The sequence below is a fragment of the Vagococcus fluvialis bH819 genome (genome assembly GCF_900163795.1).
GTDB lineage: Bacteria > Bacillota > Bacilli > Lactobacillales > Vagococcaceae > Vagococcus > Vagococcus fluvialis_A.
Genome location: NZ_FWFD01000012.1, coordinates 1 through 17,377 on the forward strand (window position 1 = coordinate 1; position 17,377 = coordinate 17,377).

At 33.3% G+C, this 17,377-nt stretch carries 14 protein-coding genes and 1 other annotated feature; of the genes, 8 read left to right on the forward strand and 6 right to left on the reverse strand.

The annotated features are described in order from the left end of the window. Positions 1 to 940: MSCRAMM family protein (locus tag FM121_RS07980; protein ID WP_143597070.1), on the forward strand; the 940-nt coding region annotated here is incomplete at its 5' end. Positions 941 to 1,001: 61 nt separating this feature from the next. Here the strand turns inward: FM121_RS07980 and FM121_RS07985 are convergent. Next, positions 1,002 to 1,556: a GNAT family N-acetyltransferase gene (locus FM121_RS07985; protein WP_086951641.1), complete on the reverse strand. Its 555-nt coding sequence runs from the start codon at positions 1,554 to 1,556 to the stop codon at positions 1,002 to 1,004. Between the two features lie 155 nt (positions 1,557 to 1,711). On the opposite strand from FM121_RS07985, the gene FM121_RS07990 reads away from it, so the two are divergent. The 4 genes from FM121_RS07990 to FM121_RS08005 all read left to right on the forward strand — a co-directional run bounded on the left by FM121_RS07990 (position 1,712) and on the right by FM121_RS08005 (position 5,452). Next, entirely contained in the window at positions 1,712 to 2,638 is a 927-nt protein-coding gene (locus FM121_RS07990) for a D-alanyl-D-alanine carboxypeptidase family protein (protein ID WP_086951642.1), read from the forward strand. Between the two features lie 64 nt (positions 2,639 to 2,702). Further along, positions 2,703 to 3,395, forward strand: coding sequence for a response regulator transcription factor (locus tag FM121_RS07995; RefSeq protein WP_218778619.1), 693 nt, complete (start codon positions 2,703 to 2,705; stop codon positions 3,393 to 3,395). Further along, positions 3,388 to 4,494, forward strand: a complete 1,107-nt coding sequence (locus FM121_RS08000) for a sensor histidine kinase (protein WP_086951644.1) — start codon at positions 3,388 to 3,390, stop codon at positions 4,492 to 4,494. The genes FM121_RS07995 and FM121_RS08000 overlap by 8 nt, the downstream gene beginning before the upstream one ends. A gap of 415 nt (positions 4,495 to 4,909) precedes the next feature. Beyond that, a complete protein-coding gene (locus tag FM121_RS08005; protein WP_086951645.1) occupies positions 4,910 to 5,452 on the forward strand; it encodes a winged helix-turn-helix transcriptional regulator in 543 nt (180 codons plus the stop codon). Positions 5,453 to 5,519: 67 nt separating this feature from the next. Here FM121_RS08005 and FM121_RS08010 read toward each other — a convergent pair whose 3' ends face one another. The 5 genes from FM121_RS08010 to FM121_RS08030 all read right to left on the reverse strand — a co-directional run bounded on the left by FM121_RS08010 (position 5,520) and on the right by FM121_RS08030 (position 9,494). Further along, positions 5,520 to 6,098, reverse strand: a complete 579-nt coding sequence (locus FM121_RS08010; RefSeq protein ID WP_086951646.1) for a class I SAM-dependent methyltransferase — start codon at positions 6,096 to 6,098, stop codon at positions 5,520 to 5,522. After that, complete coding sequence (locus tag FM121_RS08015) at positions 6,091 to 7,056, reverse strand: TIGR01212 family radical SAM protein (RefSeq protein ID WP_086951647.1); 966 nt, start codon at positions 7,054 to 7,056, stop codon at positions 6,091 to 6,093. Before FM121_RS08015 ends, FM121_RS08010 begins: the two co-directional genes overlap by 8 nt. Before the next feature lie 5 nt (positions 7,057 to 7,061). Beyond that, complete coding sequence (locus tag FM121_RS08020; RefSeq protein ID WP_086951648.1) at positions 7,062 to 7,715, reverse strand: phosphatase PAP2 family protein; 654 nt, start codon at positions 7,713 to 7,715, stop codon at positions 7,062 to 7,064. 85 nt (positions 7,716 to 7,800) lie between these two features. Further along, positions 7,801 to 8,850 (reverse strand): DUF4097 family beta strand repeat-containing protein, encoded by a 1,050-nt coding sequence (locus FM121_RS08025; RefSeq protein ID WP_179203826.1) that lies wholly within the window; start codon positions 8,848 to 8,850, stop codon positions 7,801 to 7,803. Beyond that, positions 8,847 to 9,494 (reverse strand): DUF1700 domain-containing protein, encoded by a 648-nt coding sequence (locus FM121_RS08030; RefSeq protein ID WP_086951650.1) that lies wholly within the window; start codon positions 9,492 to 9,494, stop codon positions 8,847 to 8,849. The genes FM121_RS08025 and FM121_RS08030 overlap by 4 nt, the downstream gene beginning before the upstream one ends. Positions 9,495 to 9,756: 262 nt before the next feature. On the opposite strand from FM121_RS08030, the gene FM121_RS08035 reads away from it, so the two are divergent. The 3 genes from FM121_RS08035 to FM121_RS08045 all read left to right on the forward strand — a co-directional run bounded on the left by FM121_RS08035 (position 9,757) and on the right by FM121_RS08045 (position 17,235). Continuing rightward, on the forward strand, positions 9,757 to 12,753 hold the full coding sequence (locus tag FM121_RS08035) for a LysM peptidoglycan-binding domain-containing protein (RefSeq protein WP_086951651.1): 2,997 nt from the start codon (positions 9,757 to 9,759) through the stop codon (positions 12,751 to 12,753). A 53-nt stretch (positions 12,754 to 12,806) separates the two neighbouring features. Then, positions 12,807 to 13,013: a binding site (T-box leader), on the forward strand. A 56-nt stretch (positions 13,014 to 13,069) separates the two neighbouring features. After that, complete coding sequence (gene leuS / locus FM121_RS08040) at positions 13,070 to 15,484, forward strand: leucine--tRNA ligase (protein ID WP_086951652.1); 2,415 nt, start codon at positions 13,070 to 13,072, stop codon at positions 15,482 to 15,484. Between the two features lie 104 nt (positions 15,485 to 15,588). Beyond that, on the forward strand, positions 15,589 to 17,235 hold the full coding sequence (locus FM121_RS08045) for a putative polysaccharide biosynthesis protein (RefSeq protein WP_086951653.1): 1,647 nt from the start codon (positions 15,589 to 15,591) through the stop codon (positions 17,233 to 17,235). The last annotated feature ends 142 nt before the right edge of the window (positions 17,236 to 17,377 follow it).

The following is a 17,377-nucleotide window of genomic DNA, read 5'->3' on the forward strand; positions in this document are numbered from 1 at the left end:
AGCGCCAAAAGGCTACTTATTAGATAGTAAAATTCAAGAATTAGAAATCACGAAAAATGCAACAACGAAAAACACAACAAGCATCACAGTAGAAAACACAGCAACCACACCGTGGGTACCAATCGAACCGAGTACACCACTAGGTGGAATAGAAGTGACAAAGCTTGACGCAAAAGACAAAACCAAAGTATTGTCAGGTGCGAAATTCAGCTTAACGGAAGAAGCAACTGGCAAAACTTACGAATTAGTAACAGGTGAAGATGGTAAAGCAAGTCAAAACTTATTACCATTAGGCAAGTACAGTTTAGTGGAAACCAAAGCGCCAAAAGGCTACTTATTAGATAGTAAAATTCAAGAATTAGAAATCACGAAAGACACAACAACGAAAAATACAACAAGCATCCAAGTAACCAATACAGCAATCACACCGTGGGTACCAATCGAACCAAGTACGCCATTAGGTGGAGTGGAAGTAACAAAAGTGGATTCGAAAGACAAAATAAAAGTATTGTCAGGCGCGAAATTCAGCTTAACGGAAGAAGCAACTGGCAAAACTTACGAATTAGTAACAGGTGAAGATGGTAAAGCTAGTATCAATCAATTACCATTAGGCAAGTACACATTAGTGGAAACGGAAGCGCCAAAAGGCTACTTATTAGATAAGACAGCCAAAGACTTAGAAATCACGAAAAATACAACAAGTATCACAGTAACAAACGAACAGGAGAAACCAGAAAAAACTGCTAAATCTGAATCAAATAAACAAAATAAACCAAATAAAGTCAATCAAATTCAACCAGTTGGAAAAACAATTCAAAAGAGAATGTTACCTAGAACGGGTGAAGTATCTATGAATTATCTGATAACTATTGGCTTAATTTTATTAACCTGTATTGGTTTAGTGACAGTATTGAGATACAAAAGAAAAACTAATAATTAATCAATAAAAGCTCTGCTAAAGACTGTTACTGTCTTTAGCAGAGCTTTTTAATATGGATAAATTATTTTGTTAAATAATCACTTTTTAACAAATAATATAAGTTCATATCTTGAAAAGTATTATCAATGAATTGTTCTTCTTTTAGTGTTCCTACAAGAGAAAAGCCACATTTTTTAGCTACTTTATTACTAGCAATATTTTTTGTATCAGCTAAAAGTGACAGTTTATTTAGCTTTAAATCATCAAAAGCAATGTCACAAATTTTATTAACGGCAGTTGAAATGATTCCTTTGTTAATATAATCAGAATGAAGCCAATAACCAACTTCGCCTAGTTTATTTTTCTCATCAATAAAGTGAATGTCAATTGTTCCTGCTAGTTTCCCTTCAAAGTAGATCAGGAAGAGTCGATCGGTTCCATTTGCTTCACCAGTAATTTTTGATTTTAAAAAATTAGTAGTGTCTGTACTCGTTTGAGTTAATTTAACAAAACTTAGAAATTCTTCTAAATGCTTACGATCACTATCAATCAAATGAAAGAGTTGTTCTGAATGTTGCATTGTTGGTTGGGCAAAAGAAATAGAATTTGAAATGGGTAATGTTAATAAATGGTTCATAGAGAGACCTCCTCGTATTTTTAGTATTGTTATTGATTATAGAAAATTGATAGATAAAAAGAAAGTTGTTTCTTAAGAAAAAATAAGAATTCCTCAAGAATAAGTTTATACCTTAAAAAGATTAGCCTGTTAAGATTAATTTAGAGGTGATCGAAATGAAAAAAATAGTGAGTATTATTATTTTGTTTTTGTTAGTTGGTAGCGGAATTATCTATTTATTTAATAATCATTTAGCGCTTGGCATTGGGACAACTAATGAAGAAATGAAAATGAGTCAAAAAATGGAAGAGTCAATAAATATTAAAGAGAAAATTCATAGCCGAAATGTACTACTTCAAAATTTAAATACAGGTGAAATTTTGATTGAGAAAAATAAAGATGAGAAAGTAGCAATTGCTTCCTTAACTAAGTTAATGACTGTTTATCTACTATTAAAATCAGAAAAAGATTTGAGTCAAGAGGTAGTGATGGAACAAAAAATAGTTGATAGTTTAGTAAAAGAAGGCGCATCTCTTTCAGGATATCTACCTGGAGATAATGTAACCATTAAAGACTTAGCCTATGGTATTGTGCTTCCTTCTGGAGGAGACGCTTCAATAACAGCGGCAAACCATGTTGCTGGTAATGAAAAGAAATTTATAGAGTTAATGAATCAAGAAGCAGAAAAAGTAGGAATGAAGAATACTCATTTTAAAAATGCAACGGGTCTGGATTCATCCAATCACTATTCAACCGTTAGTGATTTACAACTATTTATGACAGAGGCTTTAAAAAATGAACTATTCAAAGAAATGATGCTAACAACAACCTACCAAACAGCTGTAACGCCCTATAGTCCTCAAGGTTATTATTTAGAAAGTACATTGTTAAAAGATACGCCTGAATTAACGATAAATAATGGTAAAATTCTCGGTGGAAAAACAGGATACACTGAAAAAGCTGGACAATGTTTGATTAGTCTAGCTGAAGTTAATCAAACACCTTATTTATTAATTACAACAGGAGCAGGAGGTAATCCCTTGACGGAGCAATTAAATATGGCAGATGCGAGATTACTTTATCAAAGTATTGGAAACAGTTGACAAATCTCTGGATGTTTTGTCTAATGAAATTAAGATAAAACATCAGAGAGGGCGTGTAGGTGCTGTGTCCAAAAACATATTATTGGTAGAAGATGAACAAGAAATTGCAAAATTAGTCGAATTATACTTAAAAAATGAAGGTTTTAATGTTGTGGTTTGTTTTGACGGTTTAGAGGCCAAAGAAAAAATAATGCATGGTAACTTTGATATGGCATTATTAGATATTATGTTACCTCATGTAAATGGTTTAGAGCTACTTCAATTAATTCGAGAAAATCAAAATTATCCGGTGATCATGTTGACAGCAAAAGATGATGAGATAGATAAAATAACGGGTCTGTCATTTGGAGCAGATGATTATATAACGAAACCCTTTAAACCTCTGGAAGTTGTGGCAAGAGTAAAAGCTCAGTTAAGAAGATATAACCAATACAATCAAAATAAAGAAAAAGCTAATCGAATTCTAACAACAAAAGGTTTGGAAATGAATTTAGATAAGCGATTAGTGATGCTAAATGAAGAAATAGTCGAATTAACACCAAAAGAGTATGGTATTTTACAACTCCTACTAGAAAATAAAGGGGTTGCTTTAGATTCAGAAGCAATTTTTGAAGCAGTCTGGCAAGAGAAATATTATACGGCATCTAATAATACCATTATGGTTCATATAAGGCATTTAAGAGAAAAAATGAAAGATGCAGTCGAAAAACCCAAATACATTAAAACAGTCTGGGGAGTAGGTTATAAAATTGACTAAACAAGCTAGAATTTCTTTTTTTAAAAGTTTATGTATTGTAATTATTTGTGCGATAGCTCTCTATTTTATGGCAACCCAGACTTTTATAGGAAAAGGCTTTGGTCGTGTTATTAGTGATACATTTATCACTTTTTCAGCAACTCCTAGTGGTGAGATAAGCCAAGTCAATTGGTTTAAATTTAAGTCATTTGTGATATCGATAGCGATTTTTGCGATTGTCATTGTCGGTGGGTTAACTTATTGGATTAGTCAATATCTCTTAAAAAAGGATCGGCAGTATATTGCTCAGTTATTAAAACAATCTTTGGAGCCAGAGGAACTTCCAGAACTTGATTCTGAGTATATTGAAATTCAAAATGAGTTAGAAAAAATAAAATTAACAAATCAAAAAAATCAAGAGGCTCTATTGCAAGAAACTCAAAGAACTAAGGATTTAGTAACATTTTTAGCTCATGATTTACGTACACCACTAGCTTCTGTGATTGGTTACCTAAATTTATTAATTGATTCTCCAGAGATAACAGTTGAAACAAGAGCTAAGTATTTTGGAATTGCCCTAGATAAAGCGTACAGATTAGAATATCTAATTGATGAGTTCTTTGATATCACAAGGTTTAATTTTCAAAATATTGTTTTGGATTATTCGACTTTTGATTTAAGTTTACTATTACAGCAATTAAATGAAGAATTCTATCCAATACTTAAGAAAAAAGAACAGACTTTGGAGATGAAGATACCAGAGACGTGCATGATTGAGGCAGATTCAACGAAGCTAGTTCGTGTATTTAATAATTTGTTGAAGAATGCTTCAGCGTATGGATTTGAAAAAAGTGTGATTAGTTTAGAAGTTTCTTTAACTAAAGGACAGTTAGAAATCATTATTATTAATGAAGGAAACACGATACCACCAGAAAAAATAGAAGTAATTTTTGATAAATTTTACCGATTAGATAGTGCAAGGTCTAGTGATAGTGGAGGAGCTGGTTTAGGACTTGCTATTGCTAAAGAAATTGTAGAAGCTCATAAAGGAGAAATTAGAGTAATGAGTGAAAAAGGCTGTACGACTTTTATGCTACTATTGCCACAAAAAGAAGACTAAAGTAGATTAGCTGATCAAGACAGGATGATCAAAAGTTGTTTTTATCCCCTAACTCTTAAAAATTATTCGTATAAACGAGGCTGACAATTTTGATCAGCCTCGTTTATTTACTGAACACCATTTAATAATAAAGTAACCTTTAATTTTCCTTTTTTTATTAGAATTTTATCATAAATTTGAAAAAAATATTAAAAAAAATAAAAGTTGACCGATTAATTAAATATAGTAGGTTATAACTTTTTATAGTAAAAAGATTAAGACAATTAAAAAAATATTTTTTTATTAATTTGTTTAAAAAAGGGTCTAAAAAAATATAACCAAATTAACTTTTTATAAGAAATAAATAGCCTAATATTATTTAAAAAATAAAAAGGTAGTTAGCAACTGAGAAGTTGTAGTATTAAGGAGGAGAAATATGAAATACGGTTATTTAAAAATATTGGATGGGCAGTTACTACATTATGATAAGGAATTTTTTGATGCATACGAGGTAGATTCTTTAATTTTTGATCAGGCAGATGAGTCAATTAATCTAAAAAATGTATTACCAAAGTTGACAGAGGGAGATATATTTATTGTTGAGGATTTTGCAGCATTAACTTATAGTTTGTCTCAGTTGGAAGAAACTATTAAGATTTTTCAAGAGCATTCAATCCGTTTAATTTCAATTTATCCTCGTTTTGATACAGCTGATGCTGAGCATACTTGTTTTTATGATATTTTAAGTGGTTGTTTAAGTGGTAGGCGAGATGTTTATAGCAGTGTTAACCGCTCCCAAATTAAGAAGCGCCAAGAGTTAGGTTTAAAACATGGTCGCCCAGGAATTGATACAAATTTAGTAGAAGAGCTTAGATATCTTAGAAGTAATAAGCATCTTACGTATCGTGAAATATCAGAGATAAGTGGTGTTTCCCTTGGAACTGTGTATAAATATATAAAAAAAGAAGAATGTGGTTAAGGTTGGATTGAACTGGCTTTTTAATCTCTGATTATTATGGCATATTCAAAAAGAAAGCCCGAAAATTTTAAGATTTTCGGGCTTTCTTTTTTTCTATGCAAATAAGTGAAGGCGGATTATTTTTTTGATTAATAAATTGGTAGCTCAAAACACTAAACTTCTCTTGAGGAAGAGAGGAAACAAAAGAAATAACTTCCTCCTTTTCAGTTTTCCCTTCCTCATGACCATCATAGATAACTAAAATAATACGACCTTTTTCAACTAAGTGATCCATGAGAGCTTTTAGAGCAATGATTGTTGTTCTTTCATGAGTCATAATTTGTTTATCACTTTTAGGTAAGTAACCTAGATTGAAAATAGCAGCTTTGATTGTTTGATCTGTTATCAGAACATCATTAATTGTTTCGTGGCCTTTTAAAAATAGTGTCACTTGTTTATCATAGCCATGTTCTTTTAATTTTTTAGCAGTATTAATCAAGGCTTGTTCCTGTACATCGAAGGCATAAACATGACCTGAGGTACCGACTTTTTCAGCTAAGAATAGCGTATCGTTTCCGTTACCCATCGTAGCATCAATAACCTGATCACCTATTTCAATAATATCTGATAACAGCTCATGACTGTATCGTAAAGCAGTGTTAAGCATGGATTGTCTCACCTACTTTTCCATTAGCATAAATCCCTTGATATGTCCCACGCTTTCTTAATTCAGTATCAAAACTATTTAAAACTTCCCACTTCTTAAGGCTCCACATAGGACCAATAATCGTGTCTCTTGGAGCATCTCCTGTTAGACGATGGATAATAATGTCAGAAGGAATAATTTCTAGTTGATCACAAATTAATTGTGTATATGTTTCTTGCGTTAGTAATTGTAAACGACCTTCTAAGTAGTCTTTTTCCATTTTAGTATTCATCATCAGATGTAATAGATGCAACTTTATTCCTTGAATGTCAGAATCAGTGACACACCTTCTGACATTTTCCATCATCATTTCATATGTTTCACCAGGTAAACCATTGATCAAATGTGTGCAGACATTAATATTGTGTAGCCGTAGTTTTGCTACAGCATCTAAGTAAGTTTGATAATCATGTGCCCGGTTAATCATATCACTGGTTTCTTCATAAGTTGTCTGAAGCCCAAGTTCTACCCATAAATAAAGTCGCTCGTTGAGTTCGGCTAAGTATTCAATCACGTCATCAGGTAAGCAATCAGGACGAGTCCCGATCGACAATCCCACAACACCTTCTTCATTTACTACTTGCTCGAAACGATGTTTGATTACTTCAAGAGGAGCATGGGTATTGGTGAAATTTTGGAAATAAACAATATATTGTTTTGTATTAGGCCATTTTTTATGCATCTGATCGACTTCTTTTCGAAATTGAATGGGAAGAGGATCACTTGGTGCAACCATCATATCGCCAGAGCCAGATACGCTACAAAATGTGCACCCACCGTGAGCAACTGTTCCATCCCGATTAGGGCAGTCAAAGCCACCATCAATCGGCACCTTAAAAATTTTTTCATCAAACGTTTCTCTTAGAGCATCGTTCCAAGTGTAATAACGTTTAGCATCTCCTTTTTTAAATGTAAACATTAAACTTACTTCCCTTCAAATTGTTGTTTAAAATCATACTTTTTAAAGTAAGGATAAGAAAGACATAACCAACTTGCTCCAATTAAAAAGCCACCCATAATATCAGTTGGGTAGTGGACGCCAACATAAATGCGACTTGTACCAACGAGTAAAATTAAAAAACCAAGTATGATTTGGACAGTTAATCGCAATGATTTATTTTTAATAATCTTAGGTGCGATAAAAATTAATGTACCATAGAAAAGCATACTACCTGAAGCATGCCCACTGGGAAAGCTTTTACCACTGGCTTCAACTAAATGTTCTACAGAAGGTCTTTCTCGATTGAAAAATAATTTTAACAGAACATTACCAATACCTTGAATTAGAGCAATATTAATTATTAGCCAATATGCCGCTATTTTTTCTTTAAATTTGAATAATAGTAGAAAAGCAACCGCTGTGAGCAGAACAATGGTTACAGTATTACCGAATTTAGTAATATAAGTGAAGAAGAGTGTTTTTCCTTCTGTTAGATTTCCTCTAATAAGGTGAATAATGGGGCTGTCGATACTTGATAAAATCGTTTCGTTTACTTTTACAAAATAAGCAATTACTGCAAAAAGTAAAAGAAATAAACTTCCTGCATATTGCCAATATAGTTGCTTGTTTTTTGTCATAAAAAATCCTCCATAAAATTAAAAATATAATAATAAAGAGCCCATTTTATAGGGCTCTTTATTATTATAACATGCTTTTTTCATATTAATGGTCTTCGTATTGTGTGTCGTCTGAATCCAGTTCATTTATAGTGATATCACCATTTTTAGAAGTGGCTTTAATTAAGGCATCACCTTTGTTACTGGTGAAAGTTGTTTCAGATGATAAATTTTTATTAAAAATAGAAAGTAGCCCATATTCCGTTTTTAAATCAAATTTATTTTTATTATAGGATGGCTTATCAAGCTCTATTGTCAGGTTACCATGAGTGGTTTCTAGGGCGACATCATGAGTAATGTTATTTGAGTGATAAAAAACATCACCATTCTTATTAGTAATATTAACGCTTCCTTTAGTATGATTAATTTCAGATTGCCCATTTTGATTGTCGATTGTTATGTTACCTTTAGTATTAGCTGTAAAAGCGTCTCCGTTTTTTACTTTCATGTTAAGTTCTGAAAAAAGAGTATCGTCTACAGAAAGGTTACCGCTGCTTGTATTAAGCAAAATATTTTTTTCAATCTTAGATTGAGAGACTGAAATATCACCGTGTTGATTATTAACAATTAGTGATTGGGCAGAAAGATCATTTATCCCAATATATCCTCTATTCGTCTGAATTTCTAATTGAGATAATAAAAGAGTGTTAACGTTGACGTCCACCTTTTCGCCCTTGATCGTTATTTTTTTATATTTTTCGGGTAAACGTAAGGAAATGCTATCGTCAGAAATATCATTAAAAGAAAAAACGGAAGGTTGAATTTTTTTATGCTGTCTTTTGTTATCAATAGTAACTAAAGTTTTTTTGTCTTTTTTTTGAATATCCCAATTTGTAGATTCATTTTGATTATTACTGAATGTAAGACCTTGCTTATTCATATGAACATAGTCGTCTTGTGAGGGGGATAGATAGACTGTCGCCCCATTTTTAAGTTCTAGAACAAGTTCTTCTGAACCGTCGTATTTGAATTTTTTATTGACTTCACTTGCTTTTCGTTCAACTTCAAGCTTTTGATAGAAAATAACACTTCCAATTCCACCACCAACAATTAGCAATAAAGCAAACACTAAAACAAAAATCTTGAATTTTTTCATAGTGCGCGCTCTCCTTTCAGAACTTGTAAATTCCATTTTAAATAAGATTTAAGCAAGTTAAAGCTTATTTTAGTAAAGGGAAGCATGATGAGTGAACCAATTAAACCGACTCCAAGCATCACAATTGAAACAGAAAGCTGGAAGAAGCCGAAGACGTTCATTGCTGTTAGAATAGAATATATGCCCATGAACGGACTACCGATAAAACAAACAGTTAAAACCCATCCAATAAATAAGACAAGTCCCCATCCAAATATTAACCACAACATAAAAAATAGGTTTAAAAAGATAATCCCTGTGATTTGAAAAAAGCGAATAAAGCCAGAATCATGTGAAGAGCGTGTTTGCTGGTTAGCGAAATAGGGGTGTTCTGATTCTTTTAGAGAGTCCTCTTGAGCTGAAAATTCTAACCAATCATTGCCATGAGTATTAGGAGCTTCCAGTTCCAAATTAAATTCTTTTAAAATCGAAATAGCTATCTCTTTAGGTGAAGCTAATTCTTTAGTAATTTGATATTCATTTAAACCATTTGCTAATTTTTCAGCAAATAGATCTTCATATTTTTGAAGAATAGCTTGCTGATCTGTTAAAGAGAGCTGACGAAGATGTAATTTTAATTCGATTAAAAAATGCTCTTTATTCATGATTTTTTCCTTCCTTGACTGTTTTATTAAGTTTAATATACCTTCAAAATCAGGTGATAACAAGGCGCTTAGGGAAAAATCGGGCTAAAGTATGAGCTTGTATTTAGCAAAAATTGTATGTCGAAGAGATTACAAATTATTACTGCTCAGTAGAATATCTTGCTATCTATATATTGAGATGTTTTAATAGTAGTATCTATATAAAATACGGTTTTAAAAAACGGATGATTTTTATTTTAATGATAAAGGATGAGAAATATAAATGAAAAAGATCGATAAAAAAGAACTATTAACTAAACAACCAGTTATTAAAAATGTATCCCTTTTTGGTGTCACAATGATGATTTCTTCATCTGTTCTGATACCAGGAATTACAACAAAAGCTTATGCTGATGCTGCAAATGATTTGTCGTCAGAAACATCAGAAAAAGTAAGTCAAGAAGTAGAGACAAAACAAGACTCTCAAGAAGAAGCAATGACATTAAATACGATTGAAACAGTGTCACAAGTGACGGAAGAGCAAAATCAATTAGATTTAGATATAACCCTAAATGCATTACGTTCTGATAATTTAGAAACGATTATAAAAATATCACCTAATGTTAACTTAGTTTGGGATGAAACCAAGAATCAAGTTAAAGATGAAACAGGTAATGTTGTGGGAACTTATACGTTTGATGAAGCGTTGAATCAAGTGAAGTTAACTTTTGTTAAAGGAGGCTTTACTCAGGCTAAGTTAGTCATTCCAGTTTCTTTTAAAAAATTTGAATTAACAGATCAAACTATTACAGCATCAATCGGTCAAAATATGATATCAAAACATATTTCAACTGAACGTAAAATAGAAGAAACTAGTGAAGAAAAAGAGATAGAAAGTAGCTCGTCAGAAAAAGAGATGACTTCTGAAAGTGTGACAGAAACAAGTACATCTTCAACTAAGGAACTTGAAACGATATCTTCTAAAGAACAAGAAAAACAGATAACTTCAACAACTGAAAGTTCGTCTAAAGCAAGTGAGTCTACAACATCTATTACTAAAGAAGAATCAAAACCATCGATAGATAGTTCAACGTCAACTTTAGAGAGTAAAGAGAGTGAGTCAACTAGCACGACTACTTCAAAAGAAGAAAGTAAAGAAACAACAAAAGAAACCACAAAAGAAGAACCTAAACCATCTGAAACAAAAGAGTCAGCGAGCGCAAAAGAATCAGAAGAAAAAAAAGAAGAACCTAAACCAGCAATGAAACGAGCTGCAGCAGCGCCTGTCATGCAAGGTCCAATTGAGCCGATTGCTCCACCAAAACCAGCAGCATTTACAACCCGTGCCGCAACGCCACAAGCTCAATTTATTGAAGACACAGCATATCATGCTCAACAAGTAGCAGGGGCAAATGATTTATACGCTTCAGTGATGATTGCTCAAGCTATCTTAGAGAGTGGTTATGGTTCAAGTACTTTATCATCACCACCAAATCATAATTTATTTGGTGTTAAAGGAAGTTATAATGGTCAGTCGGTTAACATGCAAACCTGGGAACATTTTGATGGCCAAAATGTCATTATTAATGCTCAATTTAGAAAATATCCATCATATCGTGAATCTTTTGAAGACAATGCGAGAGTTTTAAAAACAACTTCGTTTTCACCTGGTGTGTATTTTTATGCTGGTGCTTGGAAGTCAGGAACTAATTCTTATCAAGATGCAACACAGTGGTTAACTGGACGCTATGCAACAGATCCTAATTATAATAATAAATTGAATAATTTAATTGTTACACATAACCTGACTCAGTATGATTCACCAGGGAGTGGCAAACCAAATAATAATTCAGGTTCAAATAACAACAACAACTCAAGCAACAATAATAATAATAATACGAGTAATGCTAGCACACATACAGTAAAAAGTGGTGATACATTATATGGTATTAGCTCACAGTATGGTGTCAGTGTGGCACAGATTAAATCATGGAATAACTTATCTAGTGATACAATCTATGTTGGACAAAAATTAAAAGTGAAAAATAATGGTGGAAGTACAACGAAGCCAACCAAACCAAAACCAACAACACCGACGAAACCAACAGATAATGGAAATACCAATAATAACAATCAATCCGCAGATACCTATACAGTAAAAAGTGGTGATACATTGTATGGTATTAGTTTAAAAAGTGGAGTAAGTGTAGCTCAGATTAAGCAATGGAATAATCTAACAAGTGACACAATCTATGTCGGACAAAAATTAAAAATAAAAAATAGTGGTGGAAGTACAACGAATCCACCGAAACCGACAGCACCAAATAAACCAATCGATAATGGAAATACAAGTAATAATAATCAAAATACAAGTACTTACACAGTCAAACGAGGCGATACATTATATGGTATTAGTTTAAAACATGGTGTGAGTGTTGCGCAGATCAAACAATGGAATAACTTATCTAGTGACACAATCTATGTTGGCCAAAAATTAAAAGTGAAAAGTGGTGGTGGGAGTACAGCAAAACCGAAACCAACAACACCAACTAATAATAATTCAAGTAATACTAAAACACACACAGTTAAACGAGGCGATACATTATATGGTATTAGCTTACAAAATGGTGTCAGTGTAGCTCAGATTAAGTCATGGAATAATTTATCAAGTGATACAATCTATGTTGGACAAAAGTTAACAGTTAATGGTCAAAAATCAACATCAGCTAATCACAATAATAAACCAGCACCAACCAAACCTGTAGCAAGTAAAACTCACACAGTACAACGTGGGGATACTCTTTATGGTATCGGATTACGCTACGGTGTGAATAGTAACGATATAAAAAAATGGAATAATCTATCTAGTGATATGATTTATGTCGGACAAACGTTATCAATCAATAGTCAACAATCGAATAAGAGTCAATCCTCAAAATCAACAACAAAAGGGAATGTCTCGGCTTCGTCTCATACAGTGCAAAGAGGGGATTCGCTATACCAAATAGCTCTTAAATACAATGTGAGTGTAAGTGATTTGAAGATGGTTAATGGTTTATCTAGTGATTTAATCTATGTGGGGCAGACATTAAAAATTCCAGGAACAACGAAAGTGGCGAAACGCCAATCAACAAACAAAACGAAACGCCATGAAGTCAAATCAGGGGATTCATTATGGTCATTATCAAGAGAGTATAATACAAGTGTGTCTCAAATTAAAACTTGGAATAAATTATCAAGTGATGTGATTTATAAGGGTCAAAATTTAAGAGTAGGCTAAGTCACCTGATTTAGTTGCCAAGTAAAATTGATTCTGTTATCATAAGTTTAATATAAACGACAATGACGAGAAGTAGTAAGGTGGAAACTTTTTAAGAGAGTGTACGTTGGTGCGAGTACATAAAGTCAAGGAAGCCTGAACTTAGCTCTGAGTTTGCTTATTATAAGCCGGGATCAGCCCGTTATCATGATTAGAGATGTTACGTATTTTGTAGTAACATAAAAATAGGTGGTACCACGTTAGATATCAACGTCCTATAAAAGCTGATTTTAGGCTTTTATAGGGCTTTTTTTATTATACTTTAGGAGGAAAAAAAATGGCGTATAATCATATTGAGATTGAAAAAAAATGGCAAAAATATTGGACAAAGGATCAAACCTTTAAAACAGAGGATAATTCAGATAAGGAAAAATTTTACGCACTTGATATGTTTCCTTATCCTTCAGGTCAAGGTCTTCATGTAGGACATCCTAAAGGATATACATCAACAGACGTTTTAGCCCGTTTCAAACGATCAAAAGGATTTAATGTTTTACACCCAATGGGATGGGACGCTTTTGGTTTACCTGCTGAACAATATGCTTTGGATACAGGAAATGATCCGGCTGAATTTACAGAAAAAAATATTCAAACATTTAAACGTCAATTAAATGCTTTAGGTTTTAGTTTTGATTGGGAACGTGAAATTAACACAACAGATCCTAGTTACTACAAATGGACCCAATGGATTTTCACGAAATTATTTGAAAAAGGTCTGGCTTACGAAGCAGAAGTAGCCGTTAACTGGTGCCCAGCTTTAGGAACTGTGTTAGCCAATGAAGAAGTTATTGATGGTAAATCAGAGCGTGGAGGTCATCCTGTTTTCCGTAAACCAATGAAACAATGGATGTTAAAAATCACCGCTTATGCGGACCGTTTAGTGGATGATTTAGAATTAATTGATTGGCCAGAAAGTGTTAAAGATATGCAACGCAACTGGATTGGTCGTTCTGAAGGAGCTAATGTTGCCTTTAAAATCAAGGAATCAGACAAAGAATTTACGGTATTCACAACACGCCCTGATACATTATTTGGCGCAACATATGCTGTTCTCGCTCCAGAATTAAATTTAGTGCAAGAAATTACTACGCCTGAGCAAAAAGCAGAAATTGATGCGTATATTACAGAAGCAGGGAAAAAATCAGATTTAGACCGTACAGAATTATCAAAAGAAAAAACTGGTGTCTTTACAGGTGCTTACGCAGTTAACCCAGTAAATGGTAAAGAAATGCCAATTTGGATTGCTGATTATGTGTTATCGACTTATGGAACAGGGGCTATTATGGCAGTTCCTGCTCATGACGAGCGAGACTATGAATTTGCTAAAGAATTTAATTTAGATATTATCGCTGTTTTAGAAGGTGGCAATGTTGAAGAATCAGCGTTTACTGAGGATGGTATCCATATTAATTCAGACTTTTTAGATGGTTTAAACAAAGAGGAAGCAATCGAAAAAATGCTAGCGTGGCTAGAGAAAGAAAGTGTTGGTCAGAAAGAAACAAGTTATCGTTTACGTGATTGGCTATTTTCTCGTCAACGTTATTGGGGTGAACCAATTCCAATTATTCATTGGGAAGATGGCTCAATGACAGCTATTCCAGAAGAGCAGTTGCCACTAATTTTACCAAAATCAAAAAATATTAAACCAAGTGGCACCGGTGAATCTCCTTTAGCTAATATGGAAGAGTGGATTAATGTTGTCGATGAAAAAACAGGGATGAAAGGTCGCCGTGAAACGAATACAATGCCGCAATGGGCAGGTAGTTCATGGTATTATTTACGCTTTATTGATCCGCATAACACAGAATTTTTAGCTGATCCAGAAAAAATAAAAGAATGGTTACCAGTGGATGTTTATTTGGGTGGAGCAGAACATGCCGTACTTCATTTACTATATGCTCGTTTCTGGCATAAATTCTTATATGATATCGGTGTGGTATCAACTAAAGAACCGTTCCAAACACTTTACAATCAAGGGATGATTTTAGGTGAAGGTAATGAAAAAATGTCTAAATCTAAAGGCAATGTTGTTAATCCTGATGATGTGGTAGAAGAGTTTGGAGCAGACACACTTAGACTTTATGAGATGTTTATGGGACCACTTGATGCCTCAGTAGCTTGGAGTGAAAAAGGTCTTGAAGGTAGCCGTAAATTCTTAGATCGAGTATGGCGTTTATATATTGACGATAATGCTGTCTTACGTGATCGAATTACAACCCATAATGATGGCAAGTTAACAAAAGTTTATCACCAAACAGTGAAAAAAGTGACAGAAGATATTGAACAATTACACTTTAATACAGCTATTTCTCAGTTAATGATTTTTGTGAACGAAGCTTATAAAGCAGAAGCTCTACCAGTTGAATACATGAATGGATTTTTACAGTTACTAGCACCAATCACTCCATTTGTTGCTGAAGAATTATGGGAAAGAACAGGCCATAAAGAAAGTATTAGTAAGGAAGCATGGCCTGCATATGATGAGAAAGAACTTGTTGAAGATGAAATCGAAGTGATTTTCCAAGTGAACGGTAAAGTAAAAGCAAAAGTAGTGATTGCTCGTGATTTAACAAAAGAAGCATTAGAAGCAGAAGCGCTAGCTAATGAGCAAGTAAAAGCGAACATTGAAGGCAAAACAATCCGTAAAATAATCGCAGTTCCAAACAAATTGGTAAACATTGTTGCTAACTAACTTGATTCGTGAAATAGTGCTTAAATATTGTTAAAAGTGTTTGCATAAGTGATACTAAATGGCTACAATTATAACAGTATAAGTAAGAAAGTTGGATAGAAAGCATGACGAATCAAGAAACCTCTTTTGATGATAATGCAAAAGAGTTAAACGCTAAAGAGAAAATGGTTCGCGGCTCCCTTTGGATGACAATCGGTAATGTTTTATCTAGATTGTTAGGGGCAGTCTATATCATCCCATGGTATGCAATGATGGGAGAAAATGGTAAAATCGCGAACAGTCTATTTAATAAAGGCTACAATGTATATGCATTATTTTTAATGATTGCTACTGCAGGAATTCCAGGGGCAATTGCGAAGCAAGTATCATATTATAATTCTCAAAATGAGTATGGTATCAGTCAAAAATTATTTAAAAAAACTTTAACGATTATGGCTGGTTTTGGTGTTTTATGTGCAGGTGTGATGTATCTTATCTCTCCGATACTAGCAGCTGGAGATCCTAACCTAGTACCTGTGATGCGTGCATTAAGTGTATCTGTTCTGATTTTTCCAAGTATGAGTGTTATTCGTGGTTATTTCCAAGGAAATCAGGATATGATGCCGTCAGCAGTCTCACAAATTGTTGAACAAATTGCGCGAGTATTCTACATGTTACTCATGACATTTATCATTATTAAAATGAGAGATGGAAATTATGTAGATGCCGTTATTCAGTCAACCTTTGCTGCTTTTATAGGGATGCTAGGTGCCTATGCTGCACTTATCTATTTTTATAAAAAACAAAAACCTCAAATGGATAAATTAGTTGCTGGAAGTAACAATGAATTATCGATTTCAGAAAATAGTTTAGTAAAAGAGATGTTAATTGAAGCTGTTCCATTTATTATTGTTGGATCAGCGATTACATTCTTTAAATTAATTGATCAGTTTACGTTTGAGCCAATTATGGCAAGCTTTACTAATTTTTCAGATGATCAACTATCTGCTTTATTTAGTATTTTTAGTGCCAATCCTGATAAGCTCGTGATGATTACAATCTCATTAGCAGCAGGGATGGCGATGACAAGTCTACCACTTATCACAGAGGCGTTTACTAAACAGGATGAAGTTGGTTTGTCTAAGCTTGTAAGTGAGAATATTCAGTTGCTATTCTTTATTATGATGCCAGCAACATTTGGTATGATAACGTTAGCTGAACCGATGTATGTTCTGTTTTATGAACCAGATGTTTTAGGTATCAGTGTATTAGTCCAAGCAAGTTATATTGGTTTGATTATGGGCTATTTTATCTTAATCTCTACAACACTCCAAGGTCTGTATAAAAACAGTGATGCTATTTTTAATCTTGCAGTTGGGCTAATCATTAAGTTAGTTTTACAATATCCAATGATTAAGGCCTTTGAAGTTTATGGACCTCTCTTGGCATCAGGCATAGGTTTTGCAGTATCAGCTTACTTGATGACGAAAAAAGTTCATGAGATAACGAAATTTAATTACTCCTTAACAATAAGACGAACGATTCTAATTTTTATTTTTAGTTTAATGATGTCTTTAGGGACTATGTTGACAAAATCATTCTTATACCTTTTCCTAAACCCTGAACGAAAATTCCAAGCATTGATTATTGTGATGATATCAGTTGCTGCCGGAATTGCGATATACGGCTGGCTAGTATTAAAAACAAGATTAGCAGACAAGTTAATGGGTGACAAAGTAGATAAAGTTAGAACAAAATTAAAGATTAAATAAAAAGTGGAGAAAAAGGCGATTAGCTCCAGTTGTCCTAGGAGTTGCCTTTTGAACCTGAATTAAAATAGGTTCGGGAAATTTTTTAGTATATAAAGTAAGAGGGGGCCTTTTTTGGTCGCCCTCTTATTTTAATTAGGAGGTC